We start from the raw sequence: 15916 nt of genomic DNA on the forward strand, positions 1-15916 counted from the left end.
GGAGATCCGACCCGCATGAACCCGCTCGAACAGCAACTCGATTACGTTTTCGCAGACCGTCTTCCTGAAAGCGGCTACTCGATGGAAGTCACGCCCGGCGTGTTCTGGGTGCGCATGCCGTTGCCGTTCGCGCTCGACCACATCAACCTGTGGGTCATGCGCGACGAGATTGACGGCGTGGCGGGGTGGACCATTATCGATTGCGGTATTTCAGACGAAACGATCCGGGCGAACTGGGAGCGCACGTTCGACACGCTACTCGACGGCCTGCCTGTGTTGCGCGTGCTCGTCACGCATTGCCACCCGGACCACCTCGGCCTTGCGGACTGGATCTGCAATGGCGGCGAGAAGAAACGATGGGATCCGGTCAGGCTCTGGATGTCGCTTGGCGAGTACGCCATGGGCCGCGTAATGTCCGCGGGCGACGGCTCCGACGCGGGCGGCGAACGTGCGGCGCGGCACTTTGCGCGGCACGGGATGACGGACCCGGCGTCGCTTGAAGCGCTGCGCAAGCGCGATACGTATTACCCGAAGCTCGTGCCGTCCATTCCGTCGGTTTATCGTCGTCTGCGCGATGGCGATAAGGTCAAGATAGGTGGCCGTGATTGGGAAGTGGTGACAGGGTTTGGTCATTCCCCTGAACATTGCGCGTTCTTCTGCGCTCAGACAAAGGTGCTGATTTCCGGCGATATGGTGCTGCCGCGCATCTCGACCAACGTCTCGGTGTTCGCTATTGAACCGGAGGGGAATCCGCTCGCGCTGTTCCTGGGTTCGCTGGGCCGCTACGAGTCCCTTCCCGCCGATACCCTCGTGCTCCCTTCGCATGGCAAGCCGTTTCGCGGCATGCATACGCGCATCGGGCAGCTTCGGGATCATCACGCGGCGCGTTTGCAGGAAGTGCGCGAGGCCTGCGCGCTCAAGCCGCAAAGTGCCGCTGACATTGTGCCGCTCATGTTCAAGCGCCCACTCGATGTACACCAGATGACGTTCGCGCTCGGCGAAGCGCTGGCGCATTTGCACTTGCTCTGGCTGGAAGGCGAACTCGTGCGTACCCATGACGAAGACGGCGTGATCCGTTTTCACTGAAGTCGCGCCGAAGTAAAAAAGAAGCCGGGCGTTTGCGCGCCCGGCTTCCTTTGAACTTGAACTACCGCATGAACCAAAGCCGCGACTATTGAACCTCGACGTTCGAGAAGTTCTGTCGTCCGAACGGACTCACTCGATACCCGCTGACATTGCTGCGCGTAAGCGCCGCTGCCGTCGGATAACCGAGCGGAATCCACAGCGCCTGGTCGTGAATAATCTGCTGCGCTTCGGTATAAGCCTTGGTCCGCTGGCTTGTATCGGCGGTTGCCTTGCCTTCATCGATCAACCGGTCGAGCGTCGGGTCGCAGAAGCGCGCGAAGTTGATGCCCGAACGCACCGCGGCGCAACTGAAGAGCGGCGACAGATAATTATCCGGGTCACCGTTGTCACCGGCCCAGCCCATGAACAACATGTCGTGCTGACCCTGCTTCGCTTCCTTGATCAGCTCGCCCCATTCAATCACCTTCACCTGCGCCTTCACGCCGATCTTCGCCAGATCCGCTTGCAGCAACTCGGCGCCTACCTTCGGATTCGGATTCAGCACGCTGCCATTCGGACGCACCCAGATGGTAGTGTCGAAGCCATTCGGAAAGCCCGCATCGGCGAGCAGCTTCTTCGCGCGATTGACTGAATACGGATACGCCGTGATCTGCTTGTCATAGCTCCATGTGTTCGGCGGATACGGATTCACAGCGGGCGTGGCCGTGTTTTCGAAGACGGTCTTCAGGTAGGTCGTACGATCAAACGCAACGTTCAACGCCTGGCGCACCTTGGGGTTATCGAGCGGCTTCTTCTGCGTGTTCAACGCGACGAACGCCGTCATGAAGGCCGGTGTTTCGACCACTTTCATTGAACTGTCCTTCTTCGCGTCGAGCACGTCCTGCGGCTTCGGCGACAACGCGATCTGGCATTCACCCGCCTTGATCTTCTGCGCGCGCACCGAGGCATCGGGCGTGATGGCGTAGATCAGCCGGTCCACCTTGGGCTTCGGTCCCCAGTATGTCGGGTTGACGTCGTAACGGATCACGGCGTCTTTCGTATAGCTCTTCAGCACGAACGGACCGGTGCCGATCGGTTTCGCGTTCAGGTCGGTTTCCTTGCCCGCCTTGAGCAACTGGTCGGCGTATTCGGCCGAATAGATCGATGCAAATCCCATGGTCAGGATGGGCACGAAGGTCGCGTTCGGCGTGTTGAGCTCGAACTTGACGGTGTTGTCATCGACTTTGGATACGGACTTGATCAGCTTGACTAAGCCCATGGACTGCGCGTGCGGGAAGCCACTCGCGCCCGCCACCTTGTGCCACGGATTGCTGTCGGAGAGCATGCGGTCGAAGGAGAACACCACGTCGTCGGCGTTCAGTTTTCTCGATGGCGTGAAGTAGTCCGTGGTCTGGAACGCCACGTTCGGCCGCAGATGAAACGTGTAGGTGAGGCCGTCGGGGCTCACGTCCCATTTCTCGGCGAGCGCGGGCGTGACCTTTTTCGCGACTTCATCGTAGGAGACGAGCGTGTTGAAGATCACATCCGCCGATGCGTTGGTCGTCACCAGCGAATTGAATTGCACGACGTCGAAGCCATCCGGGCTCGACTCGGTGCACACAGTGAGCGGTTTCGCGATCGCGAGCACCGGCGTGATGGCCAGTACAGCAGCTGCGAGCATTCTGAAGCGCATGGGATCTCCCGTTACGAACGTGGTCGTCAGTGTTAGTCAGTCAGACGTTTCTTGTTTAGCCGTTGCAGCTTATTGTACGGTGCGCTTCGTCGGATGCGTCAGCGCAACGAACGTGCCTCCGTGGCCGTAGCTTACTGAACCGTTATTTCCGCTACAACGACCGATTCGGGATATCCATATGGGCACGCGACAGTTTTTTTCGCCGTCGGTTGCCTTGGTTGCCTAATCCGCGGACCCACGCTAAACTCGTGGCCGTCTTTGGGGAGTAGCCTTCCTTCCGCAACGGGAGGAGGACGCGTCAACATACTCGGCTGGTTAGCCGTGGCGCGTTCGACCGGTCAGGTTTGGCGAGACCATGGGTGCATCTTGTCGTTCACGGTCGGACGGCGCGGGATTGCATCCTGGTTCGCTGACGTCCGACCGTGAAATCATCGTGTCTCCAAAACAAAAACACCCCAGGCCTGCCCCAGGTCAACCCCTGCGCTCGTCGGTTTCTCTACCGCTGCTCTGCCATTTCGATTGCGTCGCCTGCTCGCCGGCTTCATCGCGAGGTGCCGCATGACGATGCTTTTCCTGCAACTCGCGGTCATGCTCGTGGTGATCCTGGCGGCGTCGGAACTCTTCACCAACGCGCTCGAACATCTCGGCGAAAAGCTCGGCATCTCCGAAGGGGTTACCGGTTCGCTGTTCGCGGCTATCGGCACGGCGCTGCCGGAAACCACGGTGCCGATCATCGCGTTGATGGGCGGCACGGCGAGCCGCGCGGTGAACGAGGAAATCGGCGTGGGCGCGATCCTCGGCGCGCCGTTGATGCTTGCCACGTTGTCGACGTGCCTGATGGCCGTCGCCGTGCTCAAGACGCGCGGCCTCAAGGGGGTCGTCGCGCCCGAACATAGCGGTTTCACCCGCGATCTCAACTTCTTCCTGTGTGCTTTCCTGATTGCCGCCGGCGCCATGTTCGTGCCGCATCACGCATGGGAAGTCCGCGCGTTATTTGCTGTGGGATTGGTCGGTGTGTATGTCGCGTATGTGATCACGACGTTCCGCGCGTCCGCCAATCTTGTTGAGAAGGGCCATGGCACTGAAGCGCCCGAACGGCTGCTGATCTCGCGCTTCGGGTTGCCTACTTCGCTCGCGACCATCGTGCTGCAGATGGTTCTGGGCACGGCGCTGCTGGTTGGTGGTGCGAAGGGGTTTATCGCCGGCGTGGAAGGCGTCTCGCATGTGCTGGGGATATCGGCGCTGCTGCTTTCGCTGATCATCATTCCGATCGCGACTGAGCTGCCCGAGAAGGTCAATAGCATCATCTGGGCGCGACGCGGCAAGGACACGCTGGCGTTCGGCAACATCACCGGCGCGATGGTTTTCCAGGGCACGCTGCTGCCGGGTATCGGCATCATGCTGACGCCTTGGGAGCCGCGCGTGGAGGTGATGACGGGCGTTTTCATCACGCTCGCGGCAGCGGCGTGGCTGCGCTTGAACGCGAAGAAGGGTGGGATCGTGCTGTGGGCGCTCCTGGTGAACGGCGGGCTTTATGCTCTGTATCTGCTGCTGACGCTGGGACGCTAAGCCCATAAGAAAACACCCCGGAAGCACGCAAGTGCCCGGGGTGTTGAAGCAGCCATCCGCGCTAAGCGCGCGGTTTTTGTTGTTGTCTTTGCAGAGTCAGCGTTACAGTCAGGCGGTGTTCCGGCCTTGTCTCACTCTCGCGGTCAGAACTTGGCGGCCTGGTGATACTTGCTGGCCGCCTGGACCTTCTTCATCGCCGAGCTGTATTCAATCTGCAATTCCGATTGCGTTGTCTTCGCGTCGGCGGCAATGGCGGCATCGATTGCCTGGATCCTGTTGATCACCTCTATTGCCGTAGCGTCTTGTTCCGGCGTCAACTCCATGAAAAGCGGGGTCCGCTCTTCAGTCAGACGGGCGGCTTCCTGCCAGTCCGCCATGGCCGCCGCATGCTGGATCGCGAGCGTCAACCCCAGCAAGCGGTCGATCAAACTGTTCTGTTCCATGTCGATTTATCCTCGCGCGATCAGCTGTTGTTGGCCGATGCCAGCGCGCCCGCGCTATTTGCGCCGCCGAACAATTGCGTGAGGTATTGCGCGTTGTTGTTCATCGTCGCCATCAGTGTGTTGAGCGCCGTGAACTCCGCCTGGTACTGGCTCGTGAGCTGCGCCGTGTAGGCGGTCAAGGCGGTTTGCTGCGTCGTGATGCTCGTCAAGTCGGTGTTCACCGCACTCTGGCTGTTCGCAACCAAGCCGCCCGTGGCCAGGAACGAGTTAAGGCTGGTCGTCATCTGCGCAGCCACGCCAGTGGTCGAATTGAACAGAGCCGCCACCCCCGACGGGTTGCTTTGGAGCGCAGCGGCGAGCTGAGTGGCGTTGACCACCAGTGAGCCTGCTGGCTGCGTCGAGGTGGCTTGTCCCTGCAGCGTGATCCCGATCGATCCCAGGGAGATTGTCGAATTTCCGTTCTTCACGCCGCTGTCAATAATGCCTGCCAGCGTGTTCTGGATAGTCGTGAGCATCGGGTTCGTGGCCAGGACGCCGCCTTGCGTACTCGCTGCCGCCGAGTTGTCGTTGCCCACCTGGCCGTAGGTGGTGACCAGCGTGTTGTAGAGGCTGACGAAGTTGTTGATCGCGGTGGATGCGGACGAAGTGTCCTGTGCCACGGTCAGCGTCTGCGCGGTGCCGGCCGGCGTGCCGATTGCGGCAGCCGTGAGGTTCAGCGTGACACCCTGAAGCGCGGAGGTCACCGTGTTGGTGGAACTTGTCGCTGCTGTCCCGTCGATCGTGAACGCGGCGTCTTGTGCGGCCGCGGTTTGCGTCCACGCGCCCGTGCTCACTGCTGACGTGATGGTCGATGCAGCCCCACCGGTGCCGGCGGTGGACGTAACGCCGAGGCTGGACAGCCCGGCATCGTTCGCCACGCCGGTAACCCCCACGCTAATCGTATTCGATGCACCCGTGGTCGACGAGCGCAAGACCAGATGCGCCCCGTCCGTGCCGGTAACGACCGTGGCCGAGACGCCCGGATTGTTCGACGCCGAGTTGATCGCGCTGGCAATGCCGCTGATCGTATTGTTCGACGACGTGATGGCGATGCTCATCGACTGGCTGCCGACCGAGATGTTCATCGTGCCGGTACCGAGCGCCGTCGTGCTGCCGAACGCCGCCGATGAGAGTGTTTGCGAGCTGGCGACTTGCGTGACCGCAACAGAATAGGAGCCCGCCGACGCAGTGCTGGCAGCCGTTGCCGTCAGTCCGGTACCGCTCGCGGTCGCGGTGAACTGGCCGAGAGCGGTACCGTTCGATAGTGAAGCAATGCCGGCCTGCAACGCGGACAGTGCCGCTTGCAACGCGCCGATCGCTGAAAGTTGAGTGTTGTCGTTCGTCTGTTGTGCGGAGAGCGTGGCCGTCTGGCCCGCCACCTTCGCGTTGACGAGGCTCGTGACCAGCGACGAGACATCCAGCGACGAATTGCCCGTGGAACCGCTGATGATGGATTGCGCGGCCGCTTGTTCGGCTGCCTGGGTAGCGGCTATGGTGGCGGCTGCTGAGGCCGCGGCCGAACTGGAAGCGCTGGAAATCGTCGACATTGAGATGCTCCGTACGTCGGTTTTGCTTTCGAGCCTGAATGATAAACGTTTGTAAAACGTGTAGGGGAGGCAAGCCTCCCCGGAAAACGCATCTGGCAGACGCGTCTTGCGATGCGCCTGCCATTACTGCTTGAGGCTATTACTGGAGAAGCTTCAGAACTTGCTGCGGCAACGAGTTAGCTTGTGCCAGAACCGAGATACCGGCTTGTTGCAGCACTTGAGCCTTGCTCAGGTTAGCCGTTTCCTGTGCGAAGTCGGCGTCCGTGATTTGCGACTGTGCGCCGGCCAAGTCGGTCGATTGCGCTTGCTGTGCCGAGGACAGCGACGTGAACCGGTTTTGAGCCGCACCCAGGGTTGCCTGGATGTTATTCACCGTGGCGAGTGCGTTGTCGATCGATTCCATTGCAGCGTTCGCGCCAGACGTCGTGCTGACGTTGATGTTGGCAACATCCGACGGCACGTTGGCGGCATTGGTCGACGTGATTGCGGCGACAGATGCCAGACCCTGGGTCGTGGCGGCAGTCGTTGCCGTGCCGATGGTTCCAGCCAGGGTGAAGGAGGCAGCCGTGGTGGCCGTGGCGGCGGTAACCGTACCGATTGCCGAAAGTGCTCCTGCGCTCAGTGCATTGCCGTTTTGATCGGCGAAAGTGAAGCCGCCTGAGCCGTTCGAGGTCACGTTGACCGACGTGATGGTCGCGCCTGATTCACCCGCGGCGACGAAGCCACCCGTGCTCGTAAGGCTGAGCCCGGTGATCGTACCCAGCGACGTGCCTGAGGCGACGGACGTGGTCGTGTTGTTGGCCGAGTTCGCGGCATTGAGGGCGGTAACCGACGACGACGTAGCTGCCGTGGCTGCTGCCGGCACGCTGGTCATGGTGCCCAGTGCGCCAGTCGCTGCGACGTTCAGGGCCAAAGCCGTGCCCGTGCCGGTGGTAGACGTGGCCGCGCCGAACAGTGCCGTCGATGCAGCGGAGGACAATGCCTGGTTGTTCTGGTCGGTGAACGTGAAGCCGCCGTTACCATCAGAAAGAACGTTGATCGTCGTGATAGCCGGTGTGGCTGTGCCGGTCGTCGCTGCACCGGCGGAGGTGAGGCTCAGGCCCGTCAACGTTCCGACCGTCGCGCCCTTGGTCACAAGACCCGTACCCATGCTCGCGGCCGAAAGGCTTTGCGACAGGTTCAGGTTGATGGTCTGGCCCACGTTCGCGCCGATCTGGAAGCTCACGTTACCTGCCGAGCCGTCCAGAACGTTCTTGCCGTTGTACGTCGTTTGCGACGCCACGCGGTTCACTTCAGCGATTTGCTGGGCAACTTCTTGTTGCAGTGCTGCCTGGTCGCTCGACGAGAGCGAGCCGCTCGACGCCTGAACAGCCAGCGTACGAATGGTTTGCAGGCTCGACGTGATCTGCGCCAGACCGCTCGATGCCGTCTGGATCATCGAAACGCCGTCGTTCGCGTTCGAAACGCCTTGGTTCAAGCCGTTGATCTGCGTTTGCATACGGTTCGAGATCGCGAGACCGGCTGCATCGTCCGCTGCACTGTTGATCCGCTTACCGGACGACAGGCGCGTGATGGCCTGCGACAGCGCGCTTTGCGACGTGTTCAGGTTTTGCTGAGCGACCAGCGAGTTGATATTGCTATTGATACCAAGCATTTGGATTTCTCCTGAAAGAACTAAAAGGGCTGTTTTGGCTACTACTGCACGGTCCTGTTGCCTGGCGGTTCCGAGCGAGGTAGCCGGCCGCCTACTTGGGTTAGCGGCTCATGAAAAAAAAACTTGAGGACTTAGGTAAGGATTTGTAGGGGGAATAACGGTCGGCGCGCTGCCTGCGGGTAAAAGGATTCGCAGGTATTCTTTTTCGAACGGTTATTAGGTGTTTGTCCACAACAGCCCGGGAGCAACCATGCAGCACCGCACTATCGGTACGTCGGACCTCAAAGTCGCGCCGCTCGTTTTCGGCGGAAATGTATTCGGCTGGACCGCCGACGAACGTACGTCGTTCTCCATCCTCGACGCCTTCGTCGACCACGGACTTAATTTCATCGATACCGCCGACGTCTATTCAGCCTGGGTCGAGGGCCACCAGGGCGGCGAGTCGGAGACGATCATTGGCAAGTGGCTCAAGGAAAGCGGCAAGCGCGACAAGATCGTGCTGGCAACCAAGGTCGGCATGCTGAGCACGCGGACGGGGCTCTCGGCGGCGAATATTGAGGCGGCCGTTAACGACTCGCTGAAACGCCTGAAGACGGATTACATCGACGTCTACTTTTCGCATCTGGACGACGACAAAACGCCGCTCCTGGACACGCTCGGCGCGTACCAAAAACTGATTACGGCGGGAAAAGTGCGCGTGATTGGTGCGTCGAATTACACCGGCGAACGGGTGGAAGAGGCGCTGAAGATATCGGCGAAAGAGGGTATTGCCGGTTATCAGGTGCTTCAGCCTGAATACAATCTCTATGATCGCGCAGGTTATGAAAATGATCTGGAACCGGTTATTAAGGCGCACAAGTTGTCAGTTGTGACGTATTACAGCCTGGCGAGCGGTTTTTTGAGTGGAAAATACCGATCCAAAGCCGATACCGAGAACAGTGCCCGCGGCGCGAAAGTGTCGGGTTATCTGAACGAGCGGGGCTTGAGAATTGTTGATGCGCTGGTTAAAGTGTCAGATCGTCATGACACGGAGCCGGCGGCAGTCGCTCTTGCATGGCTGATCGCACGGCCGGGTGTAACGGCGCCGATTGCGAGCGCGACATCGGTCAAGCAGCTCGAAACGCTTGCCCACGCGACCCGGATTACTTTGTCGCCTGAAGACGTCGCACTCCTCGACGAAGCCAGCAATCCGCACTGAAATCGCCAAAAAACGCGCGCGTTCATGGGGTTGCAACCCCGCAAATAGGCGCTGCGGGGTTGGCGACTGGGCGACGATCTGATAACATCTCGCCCGAATCGAGATTTTTGCCCGATGGCGCAGCTATTTTTAAGCGACGCCGGGCGGCCCGAAGTGCGCTGTTCGTTTTCAACAGACTGCGCATGCCGTGATCGGCGGTGAAATCCCACCTCTCTCTTTTCCGGCCTCCGTGGCCGCTTTGCTCGTGTCCGCTGTTGTTGGGTGGACGATCGGAGTGCCGGCGCGCGGCGTTGCCTTGAAGGTTACGCTTCGCCGCGCAGTCAGAAAAACGTATCAGCGATTTAGGACATCCATGACCACTATTGTTTTGAAAGAAAACGAGCCGTTCGACGTCGCGATCCGTCGCTTTCGCCGGACCATCGAAAAGAACGGCCTGATCGCCGAACTTCGCGAACGTCAGTCGTACGAAAAGCCGACAACGGCACGCAAGCGCAAGAAGGCGGCAGCAGTCAGCCGTCTGCGTAAGCGTCTGCGCAGCCAGATGCTGCCCAAGAAGCTTCACTAAGTCTTGGCAGGTCGCAGCCTGATTGATAGGCTGCACCAAGTAAAACGGCGATGCCGCCCGCAAGGGTTGCATCGCCGTTTTACTTGTCTGGTCTGATTTGCTGGTTTTGTTACGGCGGGGCTTTATTTCCTGGTTTTTACTTCGGTTCGCGGCTCAGCTTGTTTGGTGGTCTCGGCTGGACTTCTGTCTTCTACGCCCGGCTGAGCGGACCTTCCTCGTTCTTTTTCGTCGTTATTCCGGCCTCGCAGGCCTTCGCCTGAGCGCGGGTTATTCCCGTTTATTCGCGCCTAGATAAACGCGTGCCGTTCGCCCACGCGGGCCAGGAGCTGCGGCCATTCGTCCACACTGAAATCGTCGTGGACTTCTTCCAGTTCGATCAGCAACTCGACGATGTCCGGATCGTAGGCATTAACCTCCGACGCATACAGCGCGCGCAACAATGAGCCGTCCTTCGCGTGCTGGTAGTACGAGATCCCAACGCCTTCGATCTCCGGCTGATACAACTCGTCAGCGATCAGCGAGCCGATAGCGCACTTGCGGCCATTGCCGCTGCGTAGCCGGCACGAGCCGTTCTCATCTTCTGACACAGCCCGCTGCGTAAGCAGATGGTTGCTCACGCGTTCGTAGATGTCTCTCGCCGTTAACATTGCATTGCTCGTTGCTTTAACTATTGCGTTGCTCACGCGCGTATTTATTCGTTCGATATAGGCGTGGACGCGCTTCATTCGTGGGTCACCGCGAGGGGAATCGTTTCAGCACCGTGATCGACTCGCGGAGTTCCGCAAAACCCTGCCCAATTCCCCGCTCAGGCTGCCGACTTAAGTCGATCCGCCGACAAGTTGAACTGCCGGGCTATGGACGCAAAGCGTTCACGCCATTCCCACTTGCCAAACACGTCGTGCACGTTTTGCAGGCAACTGAGCAGCTCGACGGTCGTCGGATCGTAGACGTTGATGTTCGAGCGCAAGAGCGCGCGCTTCAGCGCAGCCACACCGACGTCCATGTAAGCCGGCACGGTTTCCGGCCCTTTGCCGACGTAGCGAATGGGCACGCCTTCCATGGCGGTCATGTAGTCGCGCGCTTTGATGAAGCTGCCGACGGGGCAGCCGCCGCAATAACCGCGATATGCACCGCCACCGTGGGGTAACAACGCTGCACGGCCTTGGCCAAACAGATGAAGCACGGCACGGTCGAAGATTTCCTGGTGCGTTAAGAAATTGAGGTTTTTCATTCTGGTTCTCCCCTGCGCCGACAACTGCGGTGCTTCGTGGGTGTTCATCAACAGCGTTATCAGTATCGGACGCGGACACGGTCGCTATAGCGCGGTTAACCACATAAAACCGCGTCATTTCACCGGTCTGCCTACTTTGCCGCGACCGTTGGGACCGTCTGAATACGCTTGGTAAGGGGTAGGGAGCGACAGCCGTTTCAGAGCCAGCCGGCTCCCCGAAAAAAGCCACTTACAACGTATTTATAGCGGTTATTTCCGGTAAAAAAGTGGCGCTATGTACGGTTGGCCGCAATTTTGACATGACGTCTGACTTCTTGCACAGAGGCAGAACCCTCGTACAGGCTTTGTAGTAAGGGCTTCAGAGCGTGATTCACCACGCGAATAGGGCTATCGTCAGGATTTTCCCTGACGAGGGCATAAACCGCGAAAGATGTTGCGAAAACGCAATGTGCGTATCGGAAATCGATGGAGCAAATTGCCTAATTTGTTCTGCGCTTAGCCGACTCCCGCTTGGGAACGGCTTCGCTTTTGCGGAACCGGCAGAAACAGGCGGCCTCGTGGTCGTTGACCATGCCTGTTGCCTGCATGAACGCGTAACAGATGGTCGTTCCGACGAACTTGCAGCCGTATTTCTTGAGAGCGCGGCTCATTGCGTCGGAGACTTCGTTGGAGGCGGGCGCCTGTGCATAGGTTGCGCGCGGAGTGTCGATGGGCGTATTGCCTACGAACGACCACACGAAATTCGCGAGCGAGCCGTGTTCCGCCTGGATGCGCTGCACCGCGCGAGCGTTAGCGACGGCCGCCGAGATCTTCGCGCGATTGCGGATGATGCGGGCGTCGAGCATCAACCGGGCTGCGTCGTCTTCGCTGAAGGCGGCTACCCGATCGATGTCGAAGTTGTGGAACAAATCCCGGTAACCCTCGCGCTTGTTCAAGATCGTCAACCATGACAGTCCAGCCTGCGCGCCTTCGAGTACGAGCATTTCGAACAGATGGCGATCGTCATGGGACGCAACGCCCCATTCCTCGTCGTGATAGCGGGCGAGTGATTCGGTTGTTACCCAGCCGCAGCGGTGCGGCTCGGTGTTGTCGTCTGGGCGGCTTTTCTTCGCGTTTGTCATGTTGGATTCGGGGAGTGCGGGGTTGGCGTTAGATCAGCATAGGCGGAAGGACAGGGGGAGAACAGTCGGCCGATTGGCCTGGTTCCCGGGTGACTCGGCGCGCATGCACGCTTGCAGCGCCGCGAGACCGGTGTGCAGAAATGCAGAAGGCTCCCCGGACGAGTAGGTATAACGAACAGGCGTCAGGTCCGATCCCCCATGGCAGAAGATTGTCCAACGGTTACCGGATGCGCTGGTTGTCCTGCGGCGTTTCGGGCCGCATAGCCCGTTCGGCTGAGTGGCGGCTTGCCGGTCGTGCCGTTAAGCTTGCGGACATGACTACTTCAACTTACACACACAGGTATCTGATCGGCGTTGACGGCGGCGGCAGCGGTACGCGCGTCGTCCTGGCTGACACGGAAGGCATCGAACTGGCACGTGCGACGGGCGGCCCGTCAGGCCTGGCGCTTGGCGTCGAGCACGCGTGGGACGCTATCGAAGTGGCGTGTTCGCGTGCGTTTGAAACAGCCGGCCTGCCGTTCGAGTGGAGCGCATGTGCGCTTGGTTGTGGCCTCGCTGGCGTGAATCACGCGGGTTGGCTGGCGCAGTTCCATGCAATCGCGCCGGATGGGTGTGCGCTTGCCGTCGAAAGCGACGCCTTCACCACGTTGCTCGGCGCGCACGGAGGCGAGCCGGGCGTGATCGTGGCGCTGGGAACGGGCAGTATCGCCGCGTCGCTGGATGCAGGCGGTCAGTTCTCGATCGCGGGCGGTTATGGTTTTCCGAGCGGCGACGAGGCGAGCGGAGCCTGGTTGGGCTTGCGGGCGGTCGTGCATCTGCAGCACGTGCTGGACGGCCGGGCACCCGCCGACGACTGGTCCGCGGCGTTGCTCGCGTGTACGGACGCGACTGACCGAGACAGCCTCGTCGTATGGCTGTGCGCGGCGAATCAAACGGGTTATGCAACGCTGGCGCCCACGGTTTTCGAACACAGGAAACATCCGTTCGCGGCTCGCCTCCTTGAGGAAGCGGGGCGTGAGATCGCCAAAATGGTGTCGGCGCTGGACCCGAATCAGTCGCTGCCGGTCGCGCTGTGTGGCGGGTTGGCCGTACCACTAGCTCCGTTCGTTCCGGACGAACTGCGTAGCCGCTTGCGATTGCCACTCGCGGACTCTGCTGCAGGCGCTCTGCAACTGGCCCGCCACGCCGCGAGCCGAAAATCGCCCCATGAGGGCTAAAATGCAAGGTTCCTAACGGCTTAAAGGAAAGCGCTTCCCATGTATTCCATCATTGCTACCGATCTCGACGGCACCTTGCTCAACAACGACCATCAGGTCGATCCGTTCACCGTCGAAACGGTCCGCAAACTGGAATCGCGCGGTGTGCGTTTCATCATCGCGACGGGGCGGCATTATCGCGATGTGGTCGGGATTCGGAAAGTGCTCGGTATTGACGCTTATCTGATCACATCGAATGGCGCGCGCATTCACGCGCCGGACAACGAACGTATCTACGCTCGCGACATCGCTCCGGCGGCCGTGCGCCGTCTTGTCCAGCCTGATCTGGCTGGAAGCGAGCGCGTGATCGTGAATCTTTTCGCCGATAACGCCTGGTTGATCGACCGTCACGCGCCCGAATTGCTGGCGTTCCATCAGGATTCGGGCTTTGACTACGACGTGATGGACCTGCGTGAGCACGACGGCGAGAACATTGCGAAGGTGCTGTATATCGGCGAGCCGGAAGATCTCAAGCTGACTGCGGCGAATCTCGAACGTGAATTCGGTGATTCCATTTATGTCACTTATTCGATGCCTGATTGTCTCGAGGTGATGACGTCTGACGTCTCAAAGGGGCGCGCGTTGCAGTTCGTGCTGGACAGGCTTGATATTGACACAGCGCATTGTGTTGCTTTTGGCGACAACATGAACGACATCGATCTGCTCGAAACCGCAGGCCGGCCATTCATGATGAACAACGCAAATCCGGCGCTGATAAAACGCCTCCCGAATGTCCCGCGGACCGGCAACAACTTCGAGGCTGGCGTTGCGCATCAATTGCGTGCGTTGTTCGGCATGACGGATGAACTCGCCGCGCCGGTTCGCGCTGACGAGTAATGCGGCGAAGGCTACAAGCGGGGGTGCAACTGGAGCGGAAACTAAATGCAGCGTTGGCCAGCATCGGAGCTGTAGTCCAAGCCGTAACAAAAAAGGGAGCGTCTCGACTAGACGCTCCCTTCGCTTGAACAGCCCTTGGCTAGCCGCTACAAGCCGCTACAGCCCGCGCTGCTTAGCCGCGACGATTCCAGCCGTCATGACCGTAACCACCGTTATCCCAGCCGGTGCGGTTCCAACGTCCTCGGTCCGGTGCGCCCCAACGACCGTCGCGATGTCCCCAGGCGGGTGGCGGAGCGCGATAGAACGGCGCGGGCTGGACATAAACCGGTGCAGGTTGCGCATAAACCGGCACGCCTAGCGACAGCCCAATAGAGAGATCAGTATGAGCCTGCGCGGCGCCGACGGCACCCATCGCAAGACCGGCGGCAACGAGCAAATGAGTGACGATGCGTTTCATGGCGTTCTCCTTTTGGGGCGACGTGTGTCGCATGACTCAAATCTACGCAATGCCTGTTTTACGAGTATCGACGAGTTGTTAGCAAATGAAAGTATCGTGAAAGTTAAAACCACGATTGGTCTGCGGGGTAAATGCCCCCAAAGCCCTGCCAGCTATCGCTTGTTGGACAATTCCCCGTCTCGCGTATGTAAATTGACGTTTAAAACGCTCGCAGGCCGTAAGCCGCCATTACATTTGTCGCGGATTATTCATATTGATCTGCCATGCCGACGCGATAGAAACGAATTGCACAATAAAAAACGGGCGCTGAGCGCCCGTTTTTTATTGGCTTTCACCGTTTTTTAATTCACGCCGAAGCAAGCGCCCGGTTCTTCGCACCGGTCAGCAACGGATAAACCACGCCAGCGATGATGGCGCCAATGATCGGAGCCACCCAGAACAGCCACAGCTGTTCCATTGCTGCTCCGCCCACGAACAATGCCGGACCCGTGGAACGCGCCGGGTTCACCGACGTATTCGTAACCGGAATCGAGATCAGGTGGATCAGCGTCAGGCACAGGCCAATGGCGATTGGCGCAAACCCGGCAGGCGCACGGCTGTCGGTCGCACCCAGGATGACGAACAGGAAGAAGAACGTCATCACGACTTCACACACGAGCGCGGCAATCATTGTGTAATGACCGGGCGAGTGATCGCCGTAACCGTTGGTGGCAAAGCCGCTCGCGACCAGGTCAAAGCCCGGCGCGCCGCTGGCGATTACCGACAACACATATGCACCGATCACGCCACCCACAACTTGGGCCGCAATGTACGGAACCAGATCGCGAACCGGGAAGCGTCCTGCGACCGTCAAACCGACGCTCACCGCCGGGTTCAAGTGGCAACCTGAAATGTGGCCGATGGCGTAGGCCATGGTGAGCACGGTAAGGCCGAACGCGAGCGCTACGCCCGCAAAGCCAATACCAAGTTGAGGGTAACCCGCCGCTAGCACTGCGCTGCCGCAGCCGCCCAGCACGAGCCAGAACGTACCAAACATTTCTGCGCCGAGGCGCTGTCCTAATCGCATGATTCGAAGTCCTAAAAATATATAAAAAACTGAAACGATTCCGACGCTTGTGATCATAAGAATTTGTACCGACCACGGCGGCGGGTAAGCAGTGTAATCCGAGTCCGGGGACTAGTTGTCAACAATTGTTAAATCATCAGGAACTAAGGGAACTCTGATTAGGAATGCCCTATAG

General features: G+C 59.6%; 15 protein-coding genes and 1 riboswitch. Of the genes, 6 read left to right on the plus strand and 9 right to left on the minus strand.

Annotated features, from left to right (window positions below; genetic code table 11):
* Positions 1–15: 15 nt before the first annotated feature.
* The gene (locus SBC1_RS00890; RefSeq protein WP_165986950.1) at positions 16–1086 is read left to right on the plus strand and encodes an MBL fold metallo-hydrolase; all 1071 of its coding nucleotides are present in this window, start codon (positions 16–18) and stop codon (positions 1084–1086) included.
* An 85-nt stretch (positions 1087–1171) separates the two neighbouring features.
* Here the strand turns inward: SBC1_RS00890 and SBC1_RS00895 are convergent, their stop codons facing one another.
* Positions 1172–2758: an ABC transporter substrate-binding protein gene (locus SBC1_RS00895; RefSeq protein ID WP_165986952.1), complete on the minus strand. Its 1587-nt coding sequence runs from the start codon at positions 2756–2758 to the stop codon at positions 1172–1174.
* Between the two features lie 244 nt (positions 2759–3002).
* A riboswitch (yybP-ykoY riboswitch) is annotated at positions 3003–3177 on the plus strand.
* 139 nt (positions 3178–3316) lie between these two features.
* Between SBC1_RS00895 and SBC1_RS00900 the strand changes: the two genes are divergently transcribed.
* The gene (locus SBC1_RS00900; RefSeq protein ID WP_165085709.1) at positions 3317–4327 is read left to right on the plus strand and encodes a sodium:calcium antiporter; all 1011 of its coding nucleotides are present in this window, start codon (positions 3317–3319) and stop codon (positions 4325–4327) included.
* A 143-nt stretch (positions 4328–4470) separates the two neighbouring features.
* Here the strand turns inward: SBC1_RS00900 and fliT are convergent, their stop codons facing one another.
* The 3 genes from fliT to SBC1_RS00915 form a co-directional block, all read right to left on the minus strand.
* Positions 4471–4770 (minus strand): flagellar protein FliT, encoded by a 300-nt coding sequence (fliT, locus tag SBC1_RS00905; protein WP_165085712.1) that lies wholly within the window; start codon positions 4768–4770, stop codon positions 4471–4473.
* Between the two features lie 20 nt (positions 4771–4790).
* A complete protein-coding gene (gene fliD, locus SBC1_RS00910) occupies positions 4791–6356 on the minus strand; it encodes a flagellar filament capping protein FliD (RefSeq protein WP_165085714.1) in 1566 nt (521 codons plus the stop codon).
* A 139-nt stretch (positions 6357–6495) separates the two neighbouring features.
* Positions 6496–8010 carry a flagellin gene (locus SBC1_RS00915; RefSeq protein ID WP_165085717.1) on the minus strand — a complete coding sequence of 505 codons (1515 nt, stop codon included), beginning with the start codon at positions 8008–8010 and terminating at the stop codon, positions 6496–6498.
* 250 nt (positions 8011–8260) lie between these two features.
* Here SBC1_RS00915 and SBC1_RS00920 point away from each other — a divergent pair, with 250 nt between their 5' ends.
* Positions 8261–9208, plus strand: coding sequence for an aldo/keto reductase (locus tag SBC1_RS00920; RefSeq protein WP_165085719.1), 948 nt, complete (start codon positions 8261–8263; stop codon positions 9206–9208).
* A 352-nt stretch (positions 9209–9560) separates the two neighbouring features.
* Positions 9561–9773, plus strand: a complete 213-nt coding sequence (gene rpsU, locus SBC1_RS00925) for a 30S ribosomal protein S21 (RefSeq protein ID WP_031357080.1) — start codon at positions 9561–9563, stop codon at positions 9771–9773.
* A gap of 287 nt (positions 9774–10060) precedes the next feature.
* Here rpsU and SBC1_RS00930 read toward each other — a convergent pair whose 3' ends face one another.
* From SBC1_RS00930 to SBC1_RS00940, 3 genes are all read right to left on the minus strand, one after another.
* A complete protein-coding gene (locus tag SBC1_RS00930) occupies positions 10061–10420 on the minus strand; it encodes a hypothetical protein (protein ID WP_165085721.1) in 360 nt (119 codons plus the stop codon).
* A gap of 158 nt (positions 10421–10578) precedes the next feature.
* Positions 10579–11004, minus strand: a complete 426-nt coding sequence (locus SBC1_RS00935) for a hypothetical protein (protein WP_165085723.1) — start codon at positions 11002–11004, stop codon at positions 10579–10581.
* Positions 11005–11483: 479 nt separating this feature from the next.
* The gene (locus SBC1_RS00940) at positions 11484–12125 is read right to left on the minus strand and encodes a DNA-3-methyladenine glycosylase I (RefSeq protein WP_165085725.1); all 642 of its coding nucleotides are present in this window, start codon (positions 12123–12125) and stop codon (positions 11484–11486) included.
* A gap of 314 nt (positions 12126–12439) precedes the next feature.
* Between SBC1_RS00940 and SBC1_RS00945 the strand changes: the two genes are divergently transcribed.
* Positions 12440–13342 (plus strand): BadF/BadG/BcrA/BcrD ATPase family protein, encoded by a 903-nt coding sequence (locus SBC1_RS00945; protein WP_165085728.1) that lies wholly within the window; start codon positions 12440–12442, stop codon positions 13340–13342.
* A 39-nt stretch (positions 13343–13381) separates the two neighbouring features.
* Positions 13382–14218, plus strand: a complete 837-nt coding sequence (locus SBC1_RS00950; protein ID WP_165085730.1) for a Cof-type HAD-IIB family hydrolase — start codon at positions 13382–13384, stop codon at positions 14216–14218.
* 172 nt (positions 14219–14390) lie between these two features.
* On the opposite strand, the gene SBC1_RS00955 is transcribed toward SBC1_RS00950, so the two are convergent.
* Both SBC1_RS00955 and aqpZ read right to left on the minus strand, forming a co-directional pair.
* Positions 14391–14675 (minus strand): PXPV repeat protein, encoded by a 285-nt coding sequence (locus SBC1_RS00955; protein WP_165085733.1) that lies wholly within the window; start codon positions 14673–14675, stop codon positions 14391–14393.
* A 346-nt stretch (positions 14676–15021) separates the two neighbouring features.
* Positions 15022–15741 (minus strand): aquaporin Z, encoded by a 720-nt coding sequence (gene aqpZ, locus SBC1_RS00960; protein ID WP_165085736.1) that lies wholly within the window; start codon positions 15739–15741, stop codon positions 15022–15024.
* Positions 15742–15916 lie beyond the last annotated feature (175 nt).

Origin of the sequence: Caballeronia sp. SBC1 (assembly GCF_011493005.1) — a bacterium.
Taxonomy (GTDB): Bacteria; Pseudomonadota; Gammaproteobacteria; order Burkholderiales; family Burkholderiaceae; genus Caballeronia.

Excerpts from the sequence above, each read along its gene's own strand:
- SBC1_RS00890 (WP_165986950.1), top strand. The coding sequence starts at position 16 with ATGAACCCGCTCGAACAGCAACTCGATTACGTTTTCGCAGACCGTCTT.
- SBC1_RS00895 (WP_165986952.1), bottom strand. The coding sequence starts at position 2,758 with ATGCGCTTCAGAATGCTCGCAGCTGCTGTACTGGCCATCACGCCGGTG.
- SBC1_RS00900 (WP_165085709.1), top strand. The coding sequence starts at position 3,317 with ATGACGATGCTTTTCCTGCAACTCGCGGTCATGCTCGTGGTGATCCTG.
- fliT (WP_165085712.1), bottom strand. The coding sequence starts at position 4,770 with ATGGAACAGAACAGTTTGATCGACCGCTTGCTGGGGTTGACGCTCGCG.
- fliD (WP_165085714.1), bottom strand. The coding sequence starts at position 6,356 with ATGTCGACGATTTCCAGCGCTTCCAGTTCGGCCGCGGCCTCAGCAGCC.
- SBC1_RS00915 (WP_165085717.1), bottom strand. The coding sequence starts at position 8,010 with ATGCTTGGTATCAATAGCAATATCAACTCGCTGGTCGCTCAGCAAAAC.
- SBC1_RS00920 (WP_165085719.1), top strand. The coding sequence starts at position 8,261 with ATGCAGCACCGCACTATCGGTACGTCGGACCTCAAAGTCGCGCCGCTC.
- rpsU (WP_031357080.1), top strand. The coding sequence starts at position 9,561 with ATGACCACTATTGTTTTGAAAGAAAACGAGCCGTTCGACGTCGCGATC.
- SBC1_RS00930 (WP_165085721.1), bottom strand. The coding sequence starts at position 10,420 with ATGTTAACGGCGAGAGACATCTACGAACGCGTGAGCAACCATCTGCTT.
- SBC1_RS00935 (WP_165085723.1), bottom strand. The coding sequence starts at position 11,004 with ATGAAAAACCTCAATTTCTTAACGCACCAGGAAATCTTCGACCGTGCC.
- SBC1_RS00940 (WP_165085725.1), bottom strand. The coding sequence starts at position 12,125 with ATGACAAACGCGAAGAAAAGCCGCCCAGACGACAACACCGAGCCGCAC.
- SBC1_RS00945 (WP_165085728.1), top strand. The coding sequence starts at position 12,440 with ATGACTACTTCAACTTACACACACAGGTATCTGATCGGCGTTGACGGC.
- SBC1_RS00950 (WP_165085730.1), top strand. The coding sequence starts at position 13,382 with ATGTATTCCATCATTGCTACCGATCTCGACGGCACCTTGCTCAACAAC.
- SBC1_RS00955 (WP_165085733.1), bottom strand. The coding sequence starts at position 14,675 with ATGAAACGCATCGTCACTCATTTGCTCGTTGCCGCCGGTCTTGCGATG.
- aqpZ (WP_165085736.1), bottom strand. The coding sequence starts at position 15,741 with ATGCGATTAGGACAGCGCCTCGGCGCAGAAATGTTTGGTACGTTCTGG.